Source organism: Klebsiella sp. GN_Kp190, assembly GCF_040061795.1.
In the GTDB taxonomy this organism is placed as follows: Bacteria; Pseudomonadota; Gammaproteobacteria; order Enterobacterales; family Enterobacteriaceae; genus Klebsiella; species Klebsiella michiganensis.
Genome location: NZ_JBEAFN010000004.1, coordinates 1 through 20,474, shown reverse-complemented (window position 1 = coordinate 20,474; position 20,474 = coordinate 1). Strand labels below are relative to the sequence as shown.

Annotated in this window: 19 protein-coding genes; 8 read left to right on the top strand and 11 right to left on the bottom strand. The window is 55.9% G+C overall.

All coding sequences use genetic code 11. The features are described from left to right. Nucleotides 1–274: 274 nt before the first annotated feature. Nucleotides 275–889, bottom strand: coding sequence for a flavin reductase family protein (locus ABLU67_RS01620; RefSeq protein ID WP_025108097.1), 615 nt, complete (start codon nucleotides 887–889; stop codon nucleotides 275–277). A 95-nt stretch (nucleotides 890–984) separates the two neighbouring features. Here ABLU67_RS01620 and rlmF point away from each other — a divergent pair, with 95 nt between their 5' ends. After that, nucleotides 985–1,899, top strand: a complete 915-nt coding sequence (gene rlmF, locus ABLU67_RS01615; protein WP_025108096.1) for a 23S rRNA (adenine(1618)-N(6))-methyltransferase RlmF — start codon at nucleotides 985–987, stop codon at nucleotides 1,897–1,899. Here rlmF and ybiO read toward each other — a convergent pair. The 6 genes from ybiO to rhtA form a co-directional block, all read right to left on the bottom strand. Then, the gene (ybiO, locus tag ABLU67_RS01610) at nucleotides 1,894–4,104 is read right to left on the bottom strand and encodes a mechanosensitive channel protein (protein WP_032694518.1); all 2,211 of its coding nucleotides are present in this window, start codon (nucleotides 4,102–4,104) and stop codon (nucleotides 1,894–1,896) included. The two genes, rlmF and ybiO, sit on opposite strands and share 6 nt — an antisense overlap. Before the next feature lie 110 nt (nucleotides 4,105–4,214). Next, complete coding sequence (gene glnQ, locus ABLU67_RS01605) at nucleotides 4,215–4,937, bottom strand: glutamine ABC transporter ATP-binding protein GlnQ (protein ID WP_004849106.1); 723 nt, start codon at nucleotides 4,935–4,937, stop codon at nucleotides 4,215–4,217. Further along, nucleotides 4,934–5,593 (bottom strand): glutamine ABC transporter permease GlnP, encoded by a 660-nt coding sequence (gene glnP / locus ABLU67_RS01600; RefSeq protein WP_004100490.1) that lies wholly within the window; start codon nucleotides 5,591–5,593, stop codon nucleotides 4,934–4,936. Before glnP ends, glnQ begins: the two co-directional genes overlap by 4 nt. Nucleotides 5,594–5,726: 133 nt before the next feature. Continuing rightward, nucleotides 5,727–6,473, bottom strand: coding sequence for a glutamine ABC transporter substrate-binding protein GlnH (glnH, locus tag ABLU67_RS01595; protein WP_004849110.1), 747 nt, complete (start codon nucleotides 6,471–6,473; stop codon nucleotides 5,727–5,729). Nucleotides 6,474–6,844: 371 nt separating this feature from the next. Continuing rightward, nucleotides 6,845–7,348, bottom strand: coding sequence for a DNA starvation/stationary phase protection protein Dps (dps, locus tag ABLU67_RS01590; RefSeq protein ID WP_004130751.1), 504 nt, complete (start codon nucleotides 7,346–7,348; stop codon nucleotides 6,845–6,847). A gap of 218 nt (nucleotides 7,349–7,566) precedes the next feature. Beyond that, nucleotides 7,567–8,454: a threonine/homoserine exporter RhtA gene (gene rhtA / locus ABLU67_RS01585; RefSeq protein ID WP_004100495.1), complete on the bottom strand. Its 888-nt coding sequence runs from the start codon at nucleotides 8,452–8,454 to the stop codon at nucleotides 7,567–7,569. 351 nt (nucleotides 8,455–8,805) lie between these two features. Here rhtA and ompX point away from each other — a divergent pair, with 351 nt between their 5' ends. Continuing rightward, entirely contained in the window at nucleotides 8,806–9,318 is a 513-nt protein-coding gene (ompX, locus tag ABLU67_RS01580) for an outer membrane protein OmpX (protein WP_004130755.1), read from the top strand. A gap of 69 nt (nucleotides 9,319–9,387) precedes the next feature. Here ompX and ABLU67_RS01575 read toward each other — a convergent pair whose 3' ends face one another. Together ABLU67_RS01575 and mntS are read right to left on the bottom strand one after the other, a co-directional pair. After that, nucleotides 9,388–10,965 carry a phosphoethanolamine transferase gene (locus tag ABLU67_RS01575; RefSeq protein ID WP_032694517.1) on the bottom strand — a complete coding sequence of 526 codons (1,578 nt, stop codon included), beginning with the start codon at nucleotides 10,963–10,965 and terminating at the stop codon, nucleotides 9,388–9,390. A gap of 267 nt (nucleotides 10,966–11,232) precedes the next feature. Continuing rightward, nucleotides 11,233–11,358: a manganase accumulation protein MntS gene (gene mntS / locus ABLU67_RS01570; protein WP_004100500.1), complete on the bottom strand. Its 126-nt coding sequence runs from the start codon at nucleotides 11,356–11,358 to the stop codon at nucleotides 11,233–11,235. Between the two features lie 182 nt (nucleotides 11,359–11,540). Here mntS and mntR point away from each other — a divergent pair, with 182 nt between their 5' ends. The 5 genes from mntR (at nucleotide 11,541) to ABLU67_RS01545 (ending at nucleotide 16,588) form a co-directional block, all read left to right on the top strand. Beyond that, nucleotides 11,541–12,014, top strand: a complete 474-nt coding sequence (mntR, locus tag ABLU67_RS01565; protein ID WP_014228517.1) for a manganese-binding transcriptional regulator MntR — start codon at nucleotides 11,541–11,543, stop codon at nucleotides 12,012–12,014. Beyond that, nucleotides 12,011–13,117, top strand: a complete 1,107-nt coding sequence (locus tag ABLU67_RS01560) for an anion transporter (RefSeq protein WP_348852125.1) — start codon at nucleotides 12,011–12,013, stop codon at nucleotides 13,115–13,117. Before mntR ends, ABLU67_RS01560 begins: the two co-directional genes overlap by 4 nt. Nucleotides 13,118–13,232: 115 nt before the next feature. Continuing rightward, nucleotides 13,233–14,273, top strand: coding sequence for an aldo/keto reductase (locus ABLU67_RS01555; protein ID WP_025108092.1), 1,041 nt, complete (start codon nucleotides 13,233–13,235; stop codon nucleotides 14,271–14,273). A 151-nt stretch (nucleotides 14,274–14,424) separates the two neighbouring features. After that, on the top strand, nucleotides 14,425–15,801 hold the full coding sequence (locus ABLU67_RS01550) for a glycoside hydrolase family 1 protein (RefSeq protein ID WP_025108091.1): 1,377 nt from the start codon (nucleotides 14,425–14,427) through the stop codon (nucleotides 15,799–15,801). Nucleotides 15,802–15,871: 70 nt separating this feature from the next. After that, a complete protein-coding gene (locus ABLU67_RS01545; protein WP_109241053.1) occupies nucleotides 15,872–16,588 on the top strand; it encodes a GntR family transcriptional regulator in 717 nt (238 codons plus the stop codon). 42 nt (nucleotides 16,589–16,630) lie between these two features. On the opposite strand, the gene ldtB is transcribed toward ABLU67_RS01545, so the two are convergent. After that, nucleotides 16,631–17,545, bottom strand: a complete 915-nt coding sequence (gene ldtB, locus ABLU67_RS01540; protein WP_049069220.1) for a L,D-transpeptidase — start codon at nucleotides 17,543–17,545, stop codon at nucleotides 16,631–16,633. Nucleotides 17,546–17,735: 190 nt separating this feature from the next. Continuing rightward, nucleotides 17,736–18,518, bottom strand: a complete 783-nt coding sequence (locus tag ABLU67_RS01535) for a tyrosine-protein phosphatase (RefSeq protein WP_014228522.1) — start codon at nucleotides 18,516–18,518, stop codon at nucleotides 17,736–17,738. 177 nt (nucleotides 18,519–18,695) lie between these two features. On the opposite strand from ABLU67_RS01535, the gene ABLU67_RS01530 reads away from it, so the two are divergent. Next, nucleotides 18,696–20,288 carry an ABC-F family ATPase gene (locus tag ABLU67_RS01530; protein WP_004849135.1) on the top strand — a complete coding sequence of 531 codons (1,593 nt, stop codon included), beginning with the start codon at nucleotides 18,696–18,698 and terminating at the stop codon, nucleotides 20,286–20,288. Nucleotides 20,289–20,474 lie beyond the last annotated feature (186 nt).

The window sequence follows — 20,474 nt, the reverse complement described above, 5'->3', positions numbered from 1 at the left end:
AATTAGGCCATAACGACCGCAGACGAAGCGTTGCTTCGCCCCGACCACTGCAGGTGATTTTTTACAAAAGCAATGAGTTTGATAATGATTGTGATAATCATTATCAAACAACAGGCGAATTTCTATCACTCATTTATAAAAAAATAAATACATTTATTTACATTGGCTGCATTTTTTCTACATAAAGGCGCGCCGGGCAGGCGAGGTTGTCGCGGGAAATGGCATTCAGCTACCCGGCCTGGAAAACGGCGTTAGTACAGGCCGGGTGGGAGGGTTAGCGGGCGTCCGGACGAACGAGGTCAAAGCGCAGGCTTTCATCAATGCCATAATAGGCGCTGGGGCCTCCGGCGCGCAGAATCGGCTGGGCCCTGGCGGTCTGGTAAATTCCGTCTTCCAGCAGCGATTCATCGATATGCACCGCCACCACTTCGCCCAGCACCAGCCAGGTGTCAACCGCTCGCCCTTCTGCGGTCGTTAACTGGATGCATTGTGAAAGGCGACACTCGAAGTTTACCGGGCTTTCGGCGACCCGCGGCGCGCTGACGATGCGGCTGGGAGCGGCAGTCAGCCCGGCGCGGATGAATTCATCTTCATTATGGGGAAGGGTGGCGGAGGTTTCGTTCATCGCGACCGCCAGAGGCCGGGTGGCCAGATTCCAGACGAACTCTTTAGTCTCGGCGATATTCTGTACGCTATCTTTCCAGCCGCTGCTGGCAAAACCAATAATCGGCGGCCGATAGTTAAAGCAGTTGAAAAAACTGTACGGCGCGAGGTTACGCTGGCCGCTGTTATCAAGGGAGGCTATCCAGCCGATGGGGCGCGGCCCGATAATGGCGTTAAGCGGGTCGTGCGGCAGCCCGTGTCCGTGCGAAGGTTGGTAGAAATACATACGACACCCGTGACAAAAAAAGAGATAACCAGACTCACTTATTTACCGCGCCGCCGTCAACGGGTATCTTACGCGGCTGTTCAAAGGAGATTGCCATGAAAGCCCAGAAACCGGGGTTACACCCGCGTAACCGTCACCAACAACGCTACGACCTGCCCGCGCTGTGCCAGGCCCACCCTGAGCTCCAGGGCTTTATCACCCTTAACCCGGTGGGTGAGCAGACCATCGACTTTGCCAATCCGCTGGCGGTGAAGGCGCTGAATAAAGCGCTGCTGGCGCACTTCTACGCGGTGAACCACTGGGATATTCCCGACGGCTTTCTCTGCCCGCCGGTGCCGGGCAGGGCTGACTACATCCATCATCTCGCCGATCTGCTGGCGCTGGATAGCGGGACGATCCCGGCCAACGCCAGCATTCTCGATATTGGCGTTGGCGCAAACTGCATCTATCCGCTCATTGGCGTGCACGAGTACGGCTGGCGTTTTACCGGCAGCGAAGTGAACGCCGACGCGTTCGCCAGCGCCCAGGCTATCGTCAACGGCAATCCCGGCCTGACTCGCCAGATCCGCCTGCGTCGTCAAAAAGACGCTAAAGCGATTCTGACCGGCATTATTCATAAAAATGAGACCTACGACGCGACCCTGTGTAACCCGCCGTTCCATGATTCCGCCGCCAGCGCGCAGGCGGGCGGTGAGCGTAAACGTCGCAACCTGGGACTGGGCGAGGAGAGCGTGCTGAACTTTGGCGGCCAGCAGCAGGAGCTGTGGTGCGAAGGGGGCGAGGTTGCGTTTATTACGCAGATGATTGCGGAGAGCCAGCAGTTTGGCCGTCAGGTGAAGTGGTTTACCTCCCTGGTTTCTCGCGGCGACAATTTGCCGCCGCTCTACCGTGCGCTGACCGACGTCGGCGCGGTGAAAGTAGTGAAAAAAGAGATGGCCCAGGGAAATAAGCAGAGCCGCTTTATCGCCTGGACCTTTATGGACGAAGCCAAACGTCGCCGCGCTTTATAACGTGGGCTCGGCGGGTGCCGGCGGTCCCGCCGGTGCCGGCATCGGCAGAACCTGGTAAGTTTGTACCGGCGCCCGCACGCCCGCGAGGTCAAAATGCCTTTTCACCTGAGTGTCGAGGGCGAACCTTACCGTCCACTGCTTCAACGGCAGGGTAGTAAAGGTGACGCGCAGGGTGAAGGCGGTATTGCTTAAGCCCACCAATCCTGCGAAAGAGGGCTCGCCAATGATCAGCCCGCGAATCTCTTCCTGCGCCATCACTTCCGCGACCGCGTCTTTCAGCGCCTGGTTGGCCTTATCCAGATCCTCCTGTCGATCAACGTCATAGTTGGCCACCACCGAGCCGATCCCGCGCACGAAGTTGGCGAAGGTGGTTATCGAAGACCACGGAATAATGTGATAAGCACCGGTATCCTGGCGTACGCCGACGGAGCGAATCGACATGCGTTCTACCGTCCCGGTTAACGGCCCGATGGTCACCAGATCGCCGGTATTCATGCCGTTCTCAAACTGGATGAAAATCCCGGTAATAATATCTTTAACCAGGGTTTGCGCGCCGAACGAAATCGCCAGGCCCAGCGCGCCGGCGCCGGCCAGCAGCGGGGCGATATTCACGCCCACTTCCGAAAGCAGGATCATGATAGTAATGGTGCTAATGACCACCGCCAGCGCGTTGCGAAACAGCGTCAGCAGCGTTCGGGCGCGGGCGCTGGGCAGCGGGCGGCCGTGAATATCCGATGCCAGCCGGTTCTCAATCAGGCTGGCGAGCAGCGTCCAGCCAATTGCCGAGAAGAAGAGGATCAGTGCGATACGAATCAGCACATCGACCGCTTTTTGCCCGCTGCCGTTATGCATCCACTGCCAAAAATCGAACAGCCCCCACGCGCTGAGCAGCAGCATGATCGCCACGCAGACCGTCAGGATACGCGCGGCTTTCAGCGACGCGGAGATCCAGCCGTTCAGCCGTTTTTGCAGTTCGGGGTAGTTGCGCTGGGTTTCCGGCGACAGGGTGATGGTTTTCGCAATCCAGCGCGACAGAATACCGGAGACTAGCGCGGCGGCGCCGATGATGGCCAGGCTGCGCAGCGTCGCGCCCATCATAAATTTCAGGCTGTTGCCGGGATCGAACAGGGAGAAGAAAAACAGCACGATAAAATAGGCGCAGGCCAGCCAGTGCCAGATCAGCGCAAAGGCGCGGATAAACAGGCTAAAGAAGGCCAGCGAGCGGTCGGCGAGATGGATAAGCCCTTGGGTAATCAATTTCTTATTGTGAAATATCAGGTACAGCGCCCAGAGCGTAATGCACAGCATAATCACCACGTTGGCCAGCGCTCCGAACTGTACGTTGACCTGGTTGGAGATAATCGGCACCGCGACGATGAGCCCGTAGCCAATCAGGCTGCTCAGCGCGCTGAGACGCAGGTTCCAGTATTTCGCCGCTTCATCGCTGAGGTTGAACGGGCGTAGCTCCGGGATGCGGGGGCAAAAAATAAGCCGCAGAATGGCCTTGAAAAATTCAATCAGCGCGAAGGCGTTGAGAAACAGGCTTTGTTGAAAGGCGATGGTGGGGTTGTTACCGTTCAGGCGGTCGCTTAAAAGCTGGCCCACGAAGAGCGTGAGCGCCAGCAGAAGCAGGTCAAAAATAAACGCGCCGGCGATCGTTGCAGGTAGCTGAAGCCAGTTGCTGCGGTCGCGGTTTTTATGCCGTCCCCAGTGGCCCATTTTGCGATACAGCGGCAGGGCCGCCAGGCGTACCAGCCACCAGAACGCAAAGACCAGGCCCGCCAGCAGCAGGAAATGCCAGGCGGCGTTGGTGAAAGTCTGAGAATTAAACGCTTTGTGCGGAGAACCGGTGATGTTGCGCCACAGCTGGGAGAAGCGCGAAGAGAGCTGCTCTCCGTATTCGCGGCTGATGTGAGTGACGTTCTCCAGCACCGTGGTCTCGTCTTTTATTTCCGGCGGCGTCAGCTTCGGCGTACTGTCCGGCGGCGGCGTGGCGGCGGCTTTCCGCAGCTGCTCGATAAGCTCCTGACGGGCGTCGGCGTTTTCAAGCACGTCGGCCAGCGCGCCGTAGGCCGCTTTCTTCTGCGCCACATCGGGTTCACTGCTGCTGGACGGGTCCGCTGTGGTTGCCGGAACGCCGGGCAGCGTCGCGGCCCATAGCGGAGCGGTGAAGAGTAGGGCAAGCAGTAACAAAATCCGCGGCACAGGCACCTCCATTGCATCTCAAACCAATAAGTATAGAAGATGAGATCCGCAGAGCGAGGTTGGGATGATTCTGGAAAGCGGCTCTCCCGCGAAGGGAGAGCCGGGGGGGATCAGGCTACGTGCTGCAAAAACTCGCGCAGGCGCGGGCTGGGCGGGTTATTCACCAGCATCTGCGGATCGCCATCTTCCGCAATGCGCCCTTTATCGATAAAGATCAGGCGCGACGCCACTTTTTCGGCGAAGCCGATTTCGTGGGTAACGATAACCATGGTCATGCCTTCTTCGGCCAGATCCTGCATCACTTTCAGCACTTCATGACGCAGTTCAGGGTCAAGCGCGGAAGTCGGCTCATCAAACAGCATCATTTTGGGTTTAACCGCCAGCGCCCGGGCAATGGCCACGCGCTGCTGCTGTCCGCCTGAAAGCTCAGAAGGGTAGTGGTGCGCACGTTCCGCGAGGCCCACTTTCTCCAGCAGGTCTTTCGCCAGTTTTTCCGCCGCCGCTTTATTGGCGCCGCGAACGCGCAGCGGGCCGAACATCACGTTTTCCAGCGCCGTCAGGTGCGGGAACAGATAAAACTGCTGGAATACCATCCCGGCTTCCTGGCGAATCAGCCGCTCGTCAACCTTCGGGTCGTTGACCTTCAGACCGTCGACGATCAAATCGCCGCTGGTAATCTCTTCAAGTTTGTTAATACAGCGCAGCAGGGTCGATTTACCGGAACCGGACGGCCCGATAATCACCACGACTTCGCCCTGGTTGATCTTCAGATCGATATCATGCAGCACCTTGGTTGGGCCAAAATGCTTGGAAACGTTTTTAAATTCAATCACAGGATTTTCATCCTTCTTTCAAGACGACGCAGAACAAAGCTCAGCACCAGGGTGATGATCAGGTAGATAACCGCAACGGCGCTCCAGATCTCCAGCGCGCGGAAGTTACCGGCAATAATTTCCTGGCCCTGACGGGTCAGTTCGGCCACGCCGATGACGATAAACAGCGAGGTATCTTTGATGCTGATAATCCACTGGTTTCCCAGCGGCGGCAGCATACGGCGCAGCGCCAGCGGCAGGATCACGTAGCGGATAGTTTCCCGACGAGAAAGGCCCAGCGCGAGGCCTGCTTCCCGGAACCCTTTATGGATCGACAGCACCGCGCCGCGGGTGATTTCCGCAATATAGGCGCCGGAGTTGATCATAATGGTTACCACCGCCGCCGAGAACGGGTCGATGCGTAAATCGCTAAACGCCATCGGCAGGGCGAAGTAGATGAACATGACCTGCACCACAATCGGGGTGCCGCGGATGATTTCGATAAAGACCAGCGCAATGTGGTTGGCAATCCAGCCGCCGAAACAGCGGGCGAAACCGGCCACCAGACCGATTATCAGACCGCCGACCAGGCCGAGGACCGAAATCCACAGCGTCATTTTGGCGCCTTCCAGTAAAATTGGGATGGCGGGCCAGATGGCACTCCAGTCAAACTGCATAATGTGTTCCTGTTACCGTGTCGAAAACAGAGGAAAACCCCCTGAGAAAACTATTCAGGCCTGCTGACGGGTAGCCCGGAGAGCTCCAGGTCTACCAGACCACAGCAGGCCTGGAAGAGAGTATCGCTAATTATTATTTGGGTTCAGTACCGAACCATTTTTTATAAATTTCGTTGTAAGTGCCGTTCTCACGCAGCGTTTTCAGCGCGCCGTTCACTTTTTCACGCAGCTCGTCGCTGCCTTTCGGGAAGGCGATACCGTAGTTTTGCGCTTCCAGCGAGTCGCCTACCGCTTTGAACTTGCCGTTACCCGCAGTTTTGATGAAGTAAAGGATGTTTGGCGTATCGTGCAGAACCGCATCAGCGCGACCGGTACCCAGTTCCATATAGGCGTTATCGATGTTCGGGAACTGGCGCAGATCTTTGGTTTTGATATTGGCTTTCGCGTAATCAACGGAGCCGGTGCCGCCCTTCACGGCAACCACTTTACCGTTCAGATCTTTGACATCTTTAATATCGTTATTATTCGCGTTAACCATGACCAGCAGGCCGCTTTTGTAGTAGCCGTCAGAGAAGTCGATCGCTTTTTTACGTTCGTCGGTGATGGTGATCCCCGCCAGCGCGAGATCGATGTTTTTGGTCTGCAGTGCCGGAATGATACCGCTGAAGTCCATTGGCTTCAGGGTGTAGTCAAGCTTCAGCTCTTTCGCAATGGCAGCCCACAGGTCAACGTCGAAACCGACATACTTATCGCCCTGTTTAAATTCGAACGGTACAAACGCCGTGTCGGTCGCGACAACCAGTGTTTTATCAGCGGCGTGAGAAGAAACCGCAAAAGCCAGGGTCAGTGCAGCCAGTGAAACTTTAAATACAGACTTCATAGCATTTCCTTTTATATCCACGGGACGATCCCCTGCGAGAACGAGTTGCCTTATGAAAAAATCATGCCACTTTTACAACCTGTTGTTTTATAACAAGCAGGAAGGCGCCTGTTGCACAATTTTGATAACGGATAACGTTAAATGCACCGATATGGGGCGCCGTTTTGGTGCGTCATAAAGGCATCGCATAACAAGAGCATTTTTAACGCAAACCCTGATGTTAAAACAATCTCGGCGTAACGATTGTGTGAGGTGATTATTACAATTGATTTACTTTTGCGCGTATTTTGTACATTCTCATGCACTGAAGTGGTGCGCGGCGGGGAAGTGGAAAGAAAAAAAGCCGCCAGCGTGGCTGACGGCAGTTGGCCTTACTCGATATTGGCTTCGATGAACCACAGGAATTTATCCAGGTCGCGTGAAGCAGCGGTGAAGATATCAGCGGTATCTTCATCTTTGGCTTCATCGATGGCTTTACGCACATCGTTGGCGACGATCGCATAGCGGTCGGCCAGCTCTTTCAGATGGTCCTGGACGCTATGGATATCCAGCGGGTAGCTTTTCAGCGGGCTTTTGCTGTTAATGACCTGAGTCGTACCCAGCGCTACGCCACCAAGCTGTACGGCACGTTCTGCCATCGTATCAAGGTGGTCGACGAGCGCAGTGCGGAAGCCGTCCAGCATCTCATGAACGGCAATAAAGTTTGCACCGCGCATATTCCAGTGAGCCTGTTTGGTAATCAAAGACAGGTCAATGAACTGGATCACCTGGCGATTCAGCAGCTCAACGGTCGCTTTCTTCGCGCTATCAGCGACGTCGTTACGGGTATAGAGCAGATTCGTTGCTTTAGTTTTAACCAGTTTTGCGGTACTCATAGTGTCATATCCTCTTGATATTTGTACTCGTCATACTTCAAATTCGAATTATTCGGAGCGTCTCATCCCAATAACTTGCGGAATTAAGTATAGCAACGGATTTGAGCTTTGCAGCGGCGGTAGTCTCTATCGGTCTGATAGCGCAGGGCTGTTAGTCAGGAAAAATAGTTTATAAATTAAGGAGATGATTGAGTTTCTCGTCAATCAGCTCCTTTTCGCTAGCTGATGTCGACCTTCTGTATCTTCGTTTCCCGACGCATTGTCAGCGTGGAGCCCATCGAGGCAAGAATAATCGCCCCCAGCGCCAGCGTTTGGGTCGCGGTTAGCGTTTCCCCAAGAAACACCATTCCGGAAAGCGCGGCGAGAGCCGGCTCCATGCTCATCAGGGTGCCAAAGGTCTTGCTGGGCATGCGGGTCAAGGCAACCATTTCCAGAGAGTAGGGCAGCGCGGTCGATAAAATGGCGATCCCCAGTCCCGGCAGCAGCAGCCCCCACTGAAAGAGCGTATCGCTGGCCTGGATCATCCCCATCGGGACGAAGACCACCGCAGCGATCAGCGACCCCATAGCGACCGTTGCGGGGCCATGCTCTTCGCCGGCGCGCTGACCGGTCAGAATGTAGACCGCCCAGCAGGCGCCAGCGCCAAGGGCCAGCAGCGCGCCAATGGGATCGATCTGCGCCACGCTTTGCCCCAGCGGCAGCAGAAACCAGAGCCCGAGCACCGCCAGCGCCACCCAGACGAAATCGAGGGGGCGACGGGAGCCAAAGAGCGCCACCGCCAGGGGGCCGGTAAATTCCAGCGCGACGGCGACGCCTAGCGGAATGCGCTGAATCGATAAATAGAACAGGTAGTTCATCGCACCGAGCGACAGGCCGTAGAAGAGCAGCGGCAGGCGCTGCTCCGGGGCAAAGCGCAGGCGCCAGGGTTTGAAGATAACCACCAGGATGAAGGTGCCGAGCGCGAGGCGCAGGGCGGTAACGCCCGGCGCACCCACCAGCGGGAAGAGTGACTTGGCCAGTGAGGCGCCACTCTGGATCGAAATCATGGCAATTAAAATAACCAGTATCGGCAACCATGCCGGTACTTTGCGGGAAGAGCCGGGCATCCTTTCTCCTGTCAATTTTGTCAAATGCGGTAAAGGTTCCAGTGTAAATGAATTACCCCGCGCCGGTTGAGCTAATGTTGAAAAAAAGGGGTGTAAAAGCAGTACAATAGCGCGGGGTTGAAGATAATTTCACCAGAAGATTAGGAATAATCTGGATACACGTCTGGCGCTTTATGAGCCTTAATAGGAGTATATTTGTAAAAAAGGTTTGTTTTCCAGTTTGTTATAGAAACGTAGAAACCTTTAGTTACATGAAAAAGTACGTTAGACAATGTAAAGTGAAAAGAGTTTCCCAAAAGTTTTTGTTATATTTAAGGCTTAGGACTTATTAGAAACACATTTGAGGTGGTTATGAATAAAATTGCACGTTTTTCAGCACTGGCCGTTGTTCTGGCTGCATCCGTAGGTACCACTGCTTTCGCCGCGACTTCTACCGTTACCGGTGGCTACGCGCAGAGCGACATGCAGGGTGAAGCGAACAAAGCAGGCGGTTTCAACCTGAAGTACCGCTACGAGCAAGACAACAACCCGCTGGGTGTTATCGGTTCTTTCACCTACACCGAAAAAGATCGTTCTGAGTCTGGCGTTTACAAAAAAGGCCAGTACTACGGCATCACCGCAGGTCCGGCTTACCGTCTGAATGACTGGGCGAGCATCTACGGCGTAGTGGGTGTTGGTTACGGTAAATTCCAGGACAACAGCTACCCGAACAAATCTGACATGAGCGACTACGGTTTCTCTTACGGTGCTGGTCTGCAGTTCAACCCGATCGAAAACGTTGCTCTGGACTTCTCCTACGAGCAGTCTCGCATTCGTAACGTTGACGTTGGCACCTGGATTGCTGGCGTAGGTTACCGCTTCTAATCACTCCGGTGATATAAAAAATCCGCCTCAAGGGGCGGATTTTTTTTGCCTGCGGTTTACGCAACCGTGTTAATTGACGGTAAACGCGTCGGTACCCAGATGGGTATAGTCCACTTTCTTCAGCTGGAAGTTAGTGATGTAGATGGGGCCGGCCTTCTGTTCCGAGATAAAACGATAGCGCGGGGCAATCTCCTGAGCGCTGATGCCGGTCCACTGCGAAAAGAAGCTGAGGAAGTCGTTGGCGGACCGCCGCGCTTTAATGACCTTATGCGCTTTATCATCGCTGGAGATCACCATAAAGGGGACCTGGAAATTCTGCTGGTACTTATCGTCGTGCGCCAGATACTGCACCTCTTTCCCGCGCTCTTTAAAAGCCAGACCGTGATCGGAAAAATAGGTCATCGAGAAGGTTTCGCCCGAGTTTTGTAGCTGAGTATAAAGATCGCTCAGCAGCGTATCGGTTTGCGTCATGGTGTAGAGATAGCAGGAGGTCTCTTTCGACTGAACAAAAACCGCGTATTTCCCTTTGGTGCGGTCGCAGGCCTGCGGATGCGAACCCATCAAATGCAGGACAATCAGCTGCGGCTGGGTGCGGCGGGTGGCAAGCACCTGCGCGGTCAGCTTTAATAGCTGCTCATCCTGAGTGTTTTTATTGGCCTCGAAATCGCCGTTCTTGAGGAACTGAACTTCGTCCGCGCGTTTGGCGATGCTGGCAATTGCCGTATCGTATTCGCCAATTTGCCCCTGATTCGAGAACCACCAGGTCTGAAAACCGGCGCGGTTGGCGAGGGTGACAAAGTTATCCTGAAACTGCGGTTTATCATCGACCACCCGGTTGAGGGTTAAACCGAGCGATTTCTGCGTTGAACCGCTGGCGGCAACGTAGTCATTGAACAGATAGCCTTTTACCGAGCTGGCGAACGGGGTGTTGTCCCAGTGGCCGCCAAAGGCGCCGAGCGCATCGCGACGCGCGCTCTCGCCGATCACCACCACATACAGATGATATTTGGGCTTTACCGCCAGCACGTGCCAGCTGTCTTTCATATTCGCCAGCTGCGCCATTCGCGCCTGCTCATCCAGCACTTCATTATTATTCACCACCACGTCTTTAACGAAGCGTACGGCGGGGTAGCCGGTGTCGATAACCTTAAAGACGCCGCCCCAGGCGAGGTTTTGCACCGGCTGGAGAAAGAAAATAGCGGTGCAGAACAGCAGCCCCAGCGTCTCCATTTTCCCCCATCGCGCCGATGCATCCGGCTTGCGCCGTACGGCAATCACGCCGAGCGCAAAGATAAACACGGCCAGCAGATAGTTGTACCACGGGAAAATGGTCAGGATCTCGGTGGACTCTTCGATGTTTGTGGCATGCAGCGCCAGCAGCGTGTTGAAATTGGGCGCGCCGTAGGCCTGGCCGAAAGGATAGTACATGGCCGCCAGCAGCGAATAGGCGCCGATCGTCACTTTTTGCGCGCGCGGAAAGCTGCGCCACAGCAGATGCAGCACGCAGGTAAAAGCAACGGTATAGAGCAGGCTAAAGTCGTAGCCCAGCGCCAGGTTAATAAACAGCGATTGTAAAAAGTAGAATCCTGTCCATGGGTTCAGTACCAGTCCGCGGGCGACCAGCGTTTCTTTCAGCGTGACATTCATAGTAAACAATCAAAAAGAGCCATGTGCGTCCCCTGGCATCAAGGGGTAAAACCTGCTGGACAGTGCGTGAAGAGGGTCTCTGCGAGCCGCAGTAGTGGCAGGGCTGACAAAAGATAGGGCTTGCAAATGTTAAGGTCAACCATCCATAACGGATTGTTTTGGGAGGAAGCTTACAAAACTTGAAAAAAGTTGCCGTAGCGCTGAGTAATCAGCCAGTTTGACGGGAAATTATGACAGAAAAATGAAGCGGCGTACCGCGACGCCGCATTAGTTGTTGGGTTTATCCTGCTGGGGCTTGCCGTTGATCAGATCGCACAGCATACCGACAAGCATTAACCGTACTTTAAAAGGAGAATGGGTAAACACGTTTAAACACCTCTTGAATTCATTCATCTCGACCTCCTGTAACTTCGTCCTTCACTCCTTGAAGGATGTGTGTATTACATACAGATATAGCACAGGCTATATTTTATAGCTATGGCTAAAACGTTAATTTTTTGTTCTCTGTGCGCGATCCATTACAATAGGGATCCTTTTATATGATGCTTGATGCGTCACAGGAATGAGGAAGCACAATGAACCGTCGCGCAGGTAAGCCAATAACAAAAAAAGTGACGCAGCTAGTGAATGTCGAAGAACACGTTGAGGGGTTTCGTCAGGTGCGCGAGGCGCATCGTCGGGAGCTGATTGATGACTACGTGGAGCTGATCTCCGATCTGATTATGGAGGTGGGGGAAGCCCGTCAGGTGGACATGGCCGCGCGTCTTGGGGTGTCGCAGCCAACGGTTGCGAAAATGTTAAAACGACTGGCCAGCGTCGGGCTGATCGAACAGATCCCATGGCGGGGGATCTTTTTAACCCCGGAAGGTGAGAAGCTGGCGCATGAAAGCCGCGAACGCCACCAGATCGTCGAAAACTTTTTACTGGTGATCGGCGTTAGCCCGGAAATTGCGCGTCGCGACGCCGAAGGCATGGAGCACCACGTCAGCGAAGAGACGCTGGCGATGTTTAAACAGTTTACCCTCAAGCAGGGGTCACCGGGAGAATGAACCTCGTCTTTGTTCAGTCGCTAATCCGCGACCGTTTTTTGCATCTGCTGCTGATCGTCGGCGTTGTTTTAAGCTTTTTTGTTCCGGTTGCCCCTGCAGGCTGGCTACACGCCATTGACTGGCATACGATTATCACCCTTAGCGGGCTGATGCTACTGACCAAAGGTATTGAACTGAGCGGCTATTTTGACGTAATAGGTCGCAAAATGGCGCGCCGCTTTGTGACCGAGCGCCAGCTGGCCATCTTTATGGTGCTGGCGGCCGCGCTGCTATCCACCTTCTTAACCAACGACGTGGCGCTGTTCATCGTCGTGCCGCTCACGCTGACTCTAAAAAAATGGTGCGCCATCCCGACAAGCCGTCTCATCATTTTTGAAGCGCTGGCGGTGAACGCCGGGTCGTTGTTAACGCCCATCGGTAACCCGCAAAACATTCTTCTCTGGGGGCGCTCGGGCCTCTCCTTTCCGGCCTTTATCGGCCAGATGCTGCCGCTGGCGGCAGCGATGATGCTCACCCTGCTGGCGCTGTGCTGGTTCTGTTTCCCCGCGAAGCGTCTCGACTATCAGAGTAGCGACAGGGCGCCCTCCTGGCGGCCAAAGCTGGTCTGGAGCTGCCTGGCGTTTTATGGGGTCTTTTTAGCCGCCTTAGAGCTGAAGCAGGAGCTGTGGGGACTGGCACTGATCGCGCTGGGTTTTTTGCTGCTGGCGCGGGCGGTCATTATCCACGTCGACTGGACGCTGCTGCTGGTCTTCATGGCGATGTTTATTGACGTTCACCTGTTGACCCAGCTACCGGCTCTCCAGCATGCGCTTAACGGCGTCGGCCAGCTCTCGGCAGGCGGATTGTGGCTGACGTCGATTGGCCTGTCGCAGTTTATCAGCAACGTCCCGGCGACCATTTTGCTGCTCAATTACGTTCCACCATCGGTGCTGCTGGCCTGGGCGGTAAACGTCGGCGGGTTCGGCCTGCTGCCGGGCTCTCTGGCAAACCTGATTGCGCTGCGCATGGCTGGCGATCGCCGTATCTGGTGGCGTTTCCATATCTACTCTCTGCCTATGCTGCTGTGGGCCGCGCTGGTAGGGTACGGATTGCTGCAGCTCTGATTTTCAGAGAATTGGGCAAGAAACGGACAGAAACGCCACATTCGCGCTCTCCTTTTCCGGGGTATAACTTTATTCACGATGGTGAATCACCCTGATTGAAGGAGAGTCGAGTCCTATGCGTTATCAAAAACTGGGCCATACCGGCCTTTTTGTCTCTGAGCTGTGCCTCGGCACCATGACCTTCGGCGGCGAAGGCGGCCTGTGGGGGAAAGTGGGGCAGCTGCGCCAGGCGGAGGCAGAGCAGCTGGTGGGCAGCGCGCTGGATGCGGGCATCAACTTCATCGACACCGCTGACGTCTATTCAGAAGGGCGCTCGGAAGAGATTACCGGCCAGGCGCTGAAGAATCTGAAAGTGCCGCGTGAAAACGTCGTCGTGGCGACCAAAGTGTTTGGCGAAACCGGCACCGCAGGCGTGAACTCGCGCGGCAGTTCGCGCTATCACATCATCGGCAGCGTGAAGGAGAGCCTGCGTCGCCTGCAGCTCGATCATATCGATCTCTATCAACTCCATGGCTTCGATCCGGCAACCCCGATCGAAGAGACGCTGTATGCGCTGGATAACCTGGTGCAGCACGGGCACGTCCGCTATATCGGCGTGTCGAACTGGGCGGCATGGCAGATAGTCAAAGCGCTGGGCATTTCCGAACGTCTGGGGCTGGCGCGTTTTGCCTCGTTGCAGGCTTACTACACCCTTGCCGGACGGGATCTGGAGCGCGAGCTGGTGCCGATGATGCAGAGCGAAGGCCTGGGCCTGATGGTCTGGAGCCCGCTGGCGGGAGGGCTGCTTAGCGGTAAGTACGATCGCGATGGGCACTCGGCGAGCGGCGGCCGCCGTCAGGAGTTTGATTTCCCGCCGGTGAATAAAGCGCGGGCTTTTGACTGCATTGATGTGATGCGCGAGATTGCCGATGCGAAGGGCGTTTCGGTGGCGCAAATCGCGCTGGCCTGGCTGCTGCATCAGCCGGCGGTAAGCAGCGTGATTATTGGCGCGAAGCGCGCTGAGCAGCTCGCCGATAACCTCGCGGCGACCAGCATTGCCCTGAATGATGATGAACTGGCGCGGCTTGACGCGGTCAGCGCGCTGCCGCGAGAGTATCCGGGCTGGATGCTGGAGCGCCAGGGCGAATACCGCCGCGACCAGCTCGCCCAGCAGTAACTTCCTCTCTTGCACGCCGGATCGTCTGTTTCGCGATCCGGTTTTTTTATCCGTTGCGCTCACAAAACGCGATCCTGGACTTTACCTGACGGGATAATTTCGTTTATATGACTAGTCATGAAATTAATATGACTAGTCATAGGTGCGAGCGATGAACAGAACACTACCGGCAGATTTTTTATGGGGTAACTCGGTTTCCAGTATGCAAACCGAAGGGGCGTGGAATGAGGGCGGGAAGGGGATGTCGGTTTACGATATCCGCCAGCCGGCGGAATTTGCGTCTGACTGGAAGGTGGCAACCGACTCGTACCACCGCTACCGGGAAGACTTCGACCTGATGCAGGATTTGGGCATGAACTGCTACCGCTTCCAGATTGCCTGGAGCCGCGTTTGCCCGGAAGGCGACGGTGAGTTCAATGAAGAAGGTATCGCCTTTTATCACCAGTTTATCGATGAACTGCTTGCCCGCGGCATTGAGCCGATGATCTGCCTCTATCACTTCGATATGCCGCTGTCGCTGGCTGAACGCTACAACGGTTTTACCGACCGTCGGGTGATGGAAGCCTTTATTCGTTACGGGCAGAAGATGATCGACTGCTTTGGTGACAAGGTGAAGTGGTGGCTGACCTTTAATGAACAGAATCTCTACCACATGCCGGACGCGTTTCTGATTTCAGGCTATATGCGCGGCGAGAAGACCCTGCGCGAGCTGTATCAGATCCAGCACCACGTGATGATGGCCCACGTGCACCTGACGCAGTATCTGCACCAGGCGAAGCCGCAGTGCCTGATGGGCGGCATGCTGGCCCACGCGCTGGTCTATCCGGCGACCTGCAAACCGCGCGATATCCTTTGCGCCCAGCAGCTCGATGAGTTTTTAAACCAGAACCTGCTGCGCGCCTTCGCCGGAGAGGGCTACAGCCCGGAGGTCATGCACGTTGTCGCCCGCGAAGGCTTTGCGGATATCTACCGCGCAGAGGATCTGGCGCTGATGGCGCAGGTTAAAATCGACTATCTGGCCTTTAGCTACTACGCCAGCAAGGCGCTGGATAGCGACCCGATCCCGCCGGGCACGCCGGTGAACCACTACATGCAGTTTGGCGATAAAAAGAATGACTTTCTGCAGGCCACCGAGTGGGGCTGGCAGATTGACCCGCTGGGCTTTCGCACCATCATTACCCGCTACTACAACGACTGGCGTCTGCCGGTATTCCCGATTGAAAACGGCATCGGGGTGATTGAGTCCTGGGACGGAGAAAATCCGGTCGCTGACGATTACCGCATCGCCTATCATCGCGACCATATCAACGCCATGAAAGAGGCGATGTTTGAGGACGGCGCGCGGGTGATTGGCTATCTGGGCTGGGGGTTAATCGATATTCTCAGTTCGCAGGGCGATATGCGCAAGCGCTACGGGGTTGTCTACGTGAACCGTGAAAACCACGACCTTAAGGACCTTAAGCGCGTCCCGAAGAAAAGCTATGCCTGGCTGAAGCGGGCCATCCGCAGCCACGGCGAAGAGATGTAGCGGCGCCTCGCGCGGGCAGATGGTATATTCTGCCCGCCAGCCACTATCAGACACGTAAAAGGATCCGGGAATGACGGCCAAATATCTGAGTATCGCGCGGGAAATCAAAAAACGTATTATCAGCCGGCAGTATCCCGCCAGCGCGCCGTTACCCGACCAGTTCGCCTTAGCGGCGGAGTTCAGCACCAGCAGGATGACCATCCAGCAGGCGATGCGCCAGCTGATTGTCGAAGGCCTTATCTACACCCGTAAGGGGCAGGGAACCTTCGTGCGCAAAAACTTCCTCCAGCTTTCGCAGTGGGAGCTGCCCGGCAGCGACTATTTTGGCGCCACCAAAACCTGGGAGCATGTAGGGGAAGTGACCAGCCGGGTGATTCGCTTCGAGCTGCGTTTTCCGTCGGAAAAAGAGCAAAGCTCGTTGCTGATTGACGCCGATGCCCCGGTCTATGATTTCGTCCGCCTGCGGCTGCTCAACGAGGAACCCGTGTCGCTGGACCTCACCGTGATGCCCGTTGCGCTGGTGCCTGGCCTGAATAAAACGCATCTCGAAAGCTCGGTATTTCGCTACGTGCAGGAGGCGCTGGGGCTGAAGATGATGGGATCGTATCGGGTGGTGCGGGCGATGAAACCGCAGGCGCTGGACAGGGAGCATCTCAACTGCGAAGCGAGCGACCCGGTGCTGGAGGTGGAGCAGGTGATCTATCTGGAGGACGGTACGCCGCTGGAGTATGCCCATTGCCACTATCGCTACGACCACGGCGGAATTATTCTGGTCAATAACGGATAAAAAAATGGCGGGCACCGGGCCCGCCACTCTGTGCGATGCGTTTTAGTTCAGACGCACCGGCATACCGGAACGGTTCTGGATCGCCTGATCGACCACGCTCTGGTCTACGTCAGCCTGGCTGGTAATCGCCTGTACTGATTTGGTCAGGTTAATCGGCACGATTTCGCCGCCCTGGAACTGCTCTTCCGTGGTGGACAGCGGGTTGTGAACTTCAATGAAGCGGCTGCCGTCAGGTTCGGTAGTGGCTTTTACCGGCTCATCGATAAACTCAACGCGGGTGCCGACCGGCACGTTTTCAAACAGGAATTTGATATCGTCGTTACGCAGACGCACGCAGCCGTGGCTGACGCGCAGGCCGATGCCGAAGTTAGCGTTGGTACCGTGAATAGCGTACAGGCGGCCGATATACAGCGCGTACAGGCCCATCGGGTTATCAGGGCCGGCAGGAACAACGGCCGGCAGCGGTTCACCGGCTGCGGCATATTCAGCGTGCATTTTGGCGGTAGGCGTCCAGGTCGGACCGGCTTTTTTACGCTCAACTTTCGTCACCCAGTTGATCGGCGTGTCTTTGCCTAACTGGCCGATACCGATCGGCAGCACGATGACGGTGTTGGTGCCTTTCGGATAGTAGTAGAGGCGCATTTCCGCGCTGTTGATGACGATACCTTCATGCACGGTGTCCGGCAGGATCAGCTGCTGCGGGATATTCAGCACGGTGCCGCCTTTCGGCAGGAAGGTGTCCACGCCCGGGTTGGCTTCCAGCATGTTGGATAAACCCATCTGGTATTCAGCGGCGAAATATTCCAGCGGCTGCTTGTTGCCTTCCGGAATGGTGATCACCTGGTTCTGGCCAATCAGACGGCTGCCGTCGGTGGGCAGAGGGTAGGTTACAGCAGAAGCTGTGTTGCAAAAGCCCACGATGGCGAAGGCTGCCGCGAAGAGTGTTGATAATTTCATAATCTTTATGTCGTGGGCGATGTTAATGCCGCACAGGCCTTTGTCAGTTTAAACAGGAAGTCGATGGGAGCGCATTATATGTGCTTTCCGGCAAACAGGTAAATGAGATGTGTACGAAATCACATTTTTTTCCTGTGACCCTGAGTGTAGCCCGTCAACGCGGGCTCTGCAGCCTGAAAACGGGAGGGGATTACCCCTCCAGAAGCCGCGACTGGAGCGCTTCTCGCGCCTGCGGCGTGAGCTGATACTCTTTCTCCAGCCAGGCATCGACGCTGGCGTAGCGTTCGTCGATTTGCGAAAGCGCGGCGGCAAGGTAGGACTCATGCACCGTCATCATTTCCGCCAGGTTCTGCCGGCCGCGGGGGGTCAGCGCATTGCCGAGGGACTGGAGCATGAAATCTTCGACCTGCGTCAGCATGCCCTGGGTGAGCAGATATTCCTCCATGACCGTATGACGATCGCAGCCGAGGGCGAACAGCGTCAACGCGCAGCCAACGCCGGTGCGGTCTTTTCCCACCGCGCAGTGCTGCAGCAGCGCGCCGTCGAAAGGCTCCATCAGCCAACCGGCCAGCTGGCGATAAGCGGCGTTATTGAACGGCAGCTGGCGGTAGAGCGCCAGCATAAACTGCTCGCCGTTAAGGGCGTTCAGGGTGGCGGCGTTGAGCTCGGTGACTTTGGCGTTGACGTCGCGAACGTGCGGATTCGCCGGGGCGTTGAGGTAGTGAGCCGCTTCGTTCAGCTTATCGGGGCTGCGATTCACTTCGCCCGGGTCGCGATAATCAATCACCCGGCTAAGCGGGATCGCGTCCAGATGGGTGAGGTCATCTGCCGTCATCATATGCAGCGAGCCGGAGCGGAATAACTTCCCGGTACGCACGCGACGGCCGTCGGCGGTACGCTGGCCGCCCAGGTCACGAAAGTTGATACCGCCCTGCAGCGATAAGAAAGCCGGATGGCGGGAGTGTGTGGTCATAGGTTCCTTCCAGATTAAGGTAAAAAATTACGCATTAAGCAGTGTAACCGCGCAATATGACATGACCCTAACACAGGCGTCATTGATGATTTTATAACGCCCCGTGAAAAGTGAAGCATTTGCTGGCATAATGTCTGGTTCATCACACTTCTCATTCTCTATTTTCAGGATAACCCCGTGCTAGTATCCAGCAACGTCACCATGCAGTTCGGCAGTAAGCCGCTGTTCGAAAATATTTCCGTCAAATTTGGCGGCGGCAACCGTTACGGCCTGATTGGCGCCAACGGTAGCGGCAAATCCACCTTTATGAAGATCCTCGGCGGCGATCTTGAGCCGACGCTGGGCAACGTCTCCCTCGATCCGAACGAGCGTATCGGTAAGCTGCGTCAGGATCAGTTTGCGTTTGAAGAGTTCAGCGTGCTGGATACGGTCATTATGGGCCACGGCGAGCTGTGGGAAGTGAAGCAGGAGCGCGATCGCATCTACTCCCTGGCGGAGATGAGCGAAGAAGATGGCTACAAAGTGGCTGACCTGGAAGTGCTGTACGGCGAGATGGACGGTTACTCCGCTGAAGCGCGCGCCGGCGAACTGCTGCTCGGCGTCGGCATCCCGGTTGAACAGCATTACGGCCCGATGAGCGAAGTCGCTCCCGGCTGGAAGCTGCGCGTGCTGCTGGCGCAGGCGCTGTTCTCTAACCCGGACATTCTGCTGCTTGATGAACCGACGAACAACCTGGACATCGACACCATCCGCTGGCTGGAGCAGACCCTCAACGATCGCGACAGCACCATGATCATCATTTCGCACGACCGTCACTTCCTGAATATGGTCTGTACCCACATGGCGGATCTGGATTACGGCGAGCTGCGCGTTTACCCGGGCAACTACGATGAGTACATGACCGCGGCGACCCAGGCGCGCGAACGTCTGCTGGCGGACAACGCCAAGAAAAAAGCGCAGATTGCCGACCTGCAATCTTTCGTCAGCCGCTTTAGCGCCAACGCCTCTAAATCTCGCCAGGCGACCTCGCGCGCCCGTCAGATTGACAAAATTAAGCTGGACGAAGTGAAAGCGTCCAGCCGTCAGAACCCGTTCATTCGCTTTGAGCAGGATAAGAAGCTGTTCCGTAACGCCCTGGAAGTGGAAGCGCTGGCGAAAGGCTTTGATAACGGCCCGCTGTTTAAAAACGTCAATCTGCTGCTGGAAGTGGGGGAGAAGCTTGCCATTCTGGGCGCCAACGGCGTGGGTAAATCCACGATGCTGAAAACCCTGGTCGGCGATCTGACGCCCGATAACGGTACCGTTAAATGGTCTGAGAACGCGCAGATTGGCTACTACGCGCAGGATCATGAGTATGAATTTGAAAACGATCTGACGGTATTCGAGTGGATGAGCCAGTGGAAACAGGAAAGCGATGATGAGCAGGCGGTGCGCAGCATCCTGGGTCGTCTGCTGTTCAGTCAGGACGATATCAAGAAGCCGGCGAAAGTGCTCTCCGGTGGCGAAAAAGGCCGCATGCTTTTCGGTAAGCTGATGATGCAAAAACCGAATATCCTGGTGATGGATGAACCAACCAACCACCTGGATATGGAATCGATCGAATCGCTGAACATGGCGCTGGAGATGTATCAGGGCACCCTGATCTTTGTTTCCCACGACCGTGAGTTTGTGAGCTCGCTGGCGACCCGAGTGATTGAAATTACGCCGGAGCGCGTTGTGGACTTCACCGGTAACTACGAAGATTATCTGCGCAGCAAAGGTATCGAATAATATTGCTGTTGTCTGTCCCGGATTGCGGCGCTGCTGCGCCTTATCCGGGCTACCGGCCCGCAGACGGCGGTGAACCTGTAGCCCGGGCAAGGCGCGTTAAGCGCCGCCCCCGGGAGCGGTGCGCAGCGTGGCTGAATTCCCCGGAGGCGATGCTGCGCATCTGTCCGGGCTACCGGCCCGCAGACG

Bases quoted from the DNA above. Each gene is read 5' to 3' on its own strand.
- ldtB (WP_049069220.1), bottom strand. From the start codon at position 17,545: ATGAAATTATCAACACTCTTCGCGGCAGCCTTCGCCATCGTGGGCTTT.
- rhtA (WP_004100495.1), bottom strand. From the start codon at position 8,454: ATGCCCGGCTCTTCCCGCAAAGTACCGGCATGGTTGCCGATACTGGTT.
- ABLU67_RS01555 (WP_025108092.1), top strand. From the start codon at position 13,233: ATGCGTTATCAAAAACTGGGCCATACCGGCCTTTTTGTCTCTGAGCTG.
- ABLU67_RS01535 (WP_014228522.1), bottom strand. From the start codon at position 18,518: ATGACCACACACTCCCGCCATCCGGCTTTCTTATCGCTGCAGGGCGGT.
- ABLU67_RS01560 (WP_348852125.1), top strand. From the start codon at position 12,011: ATGAACCTCGTCTTTGTTCAGTCGCTAATCCGCGACCGTTTTTTGCAT.
- ompX (WP_004130755.1), top strand. From the start codon at position 8,806: ATGAATAAAATTGCACGTTTTTCAGCACTGGCCGTTGTTCTGGCTGCA.
- mntS (WP_004100500.1), bottom strand. From the start codon at position 11,358: ATGAATGAATTCAAGAGGTGTTTAAACGTGTTTACCCATTCTCCTTTT.
- glnP (WP_004100490.1), bottom strand. From the start codon at position 5,593: ATGCAGTTTGACTGGAGTGCCATCTGGCCCGCCATCCCAATTTTACTG.
- mntR (WP_014228517.1), top strand. From the start codon at position 11,541: ATGAACCGTCGCGCAGGTAAGCCAATAACAAAAAAAGTGACGCAGCTA.
- glnH (WP_004849110.1), bottom strand. From the start codon at position 6,473: ATGAAGTCTGTATTTAAAGTTTCACTGGCTGCACTGACCCTGGCTTTT.
- ABLU67_RS01550 (WP_025108091.1), top strand. From the start codon at position 14,425: ATGAACAGAACACTACCGGCAGATTTTTTATGGGGTAACTCGGTTTCC.
- rlmF (WP_025108096.1), top strand. From the start codon at position 985: ATGAAAGCCCAGAAACCGGGGTTACACCCGCGTAACCGTCACCAACAA.
- ABLU67_RS01575 (WP_032694517.1), bottom strand. From the start codon at position 10,965: ATGAATGTCACGCTGAAAGAAACGCTGGTCGCCCGCGGACTGGTACTG.
- ABLU67_RS01545 (WP_109241053.1), top strand. From the start codon at position 15,872: ATGACGGCCAAATATCTGAGTATCGCGCGGGAAATCAAAAAACGTATT.
- dps (WP_004130751.1), bottom strand. From the start codon at position 7,348: ATGAGTACCGCAAAACTGGTTAAAACTAAAGCAACGAATCTGCTCTAT.
- ABLU67_RS01620 (WP_025108097.1), bottom strand. From the start codon at position 889: ATGTATTTCTACCAACCTTCGCACGGACACGGGCTGCCGCACGACCCG.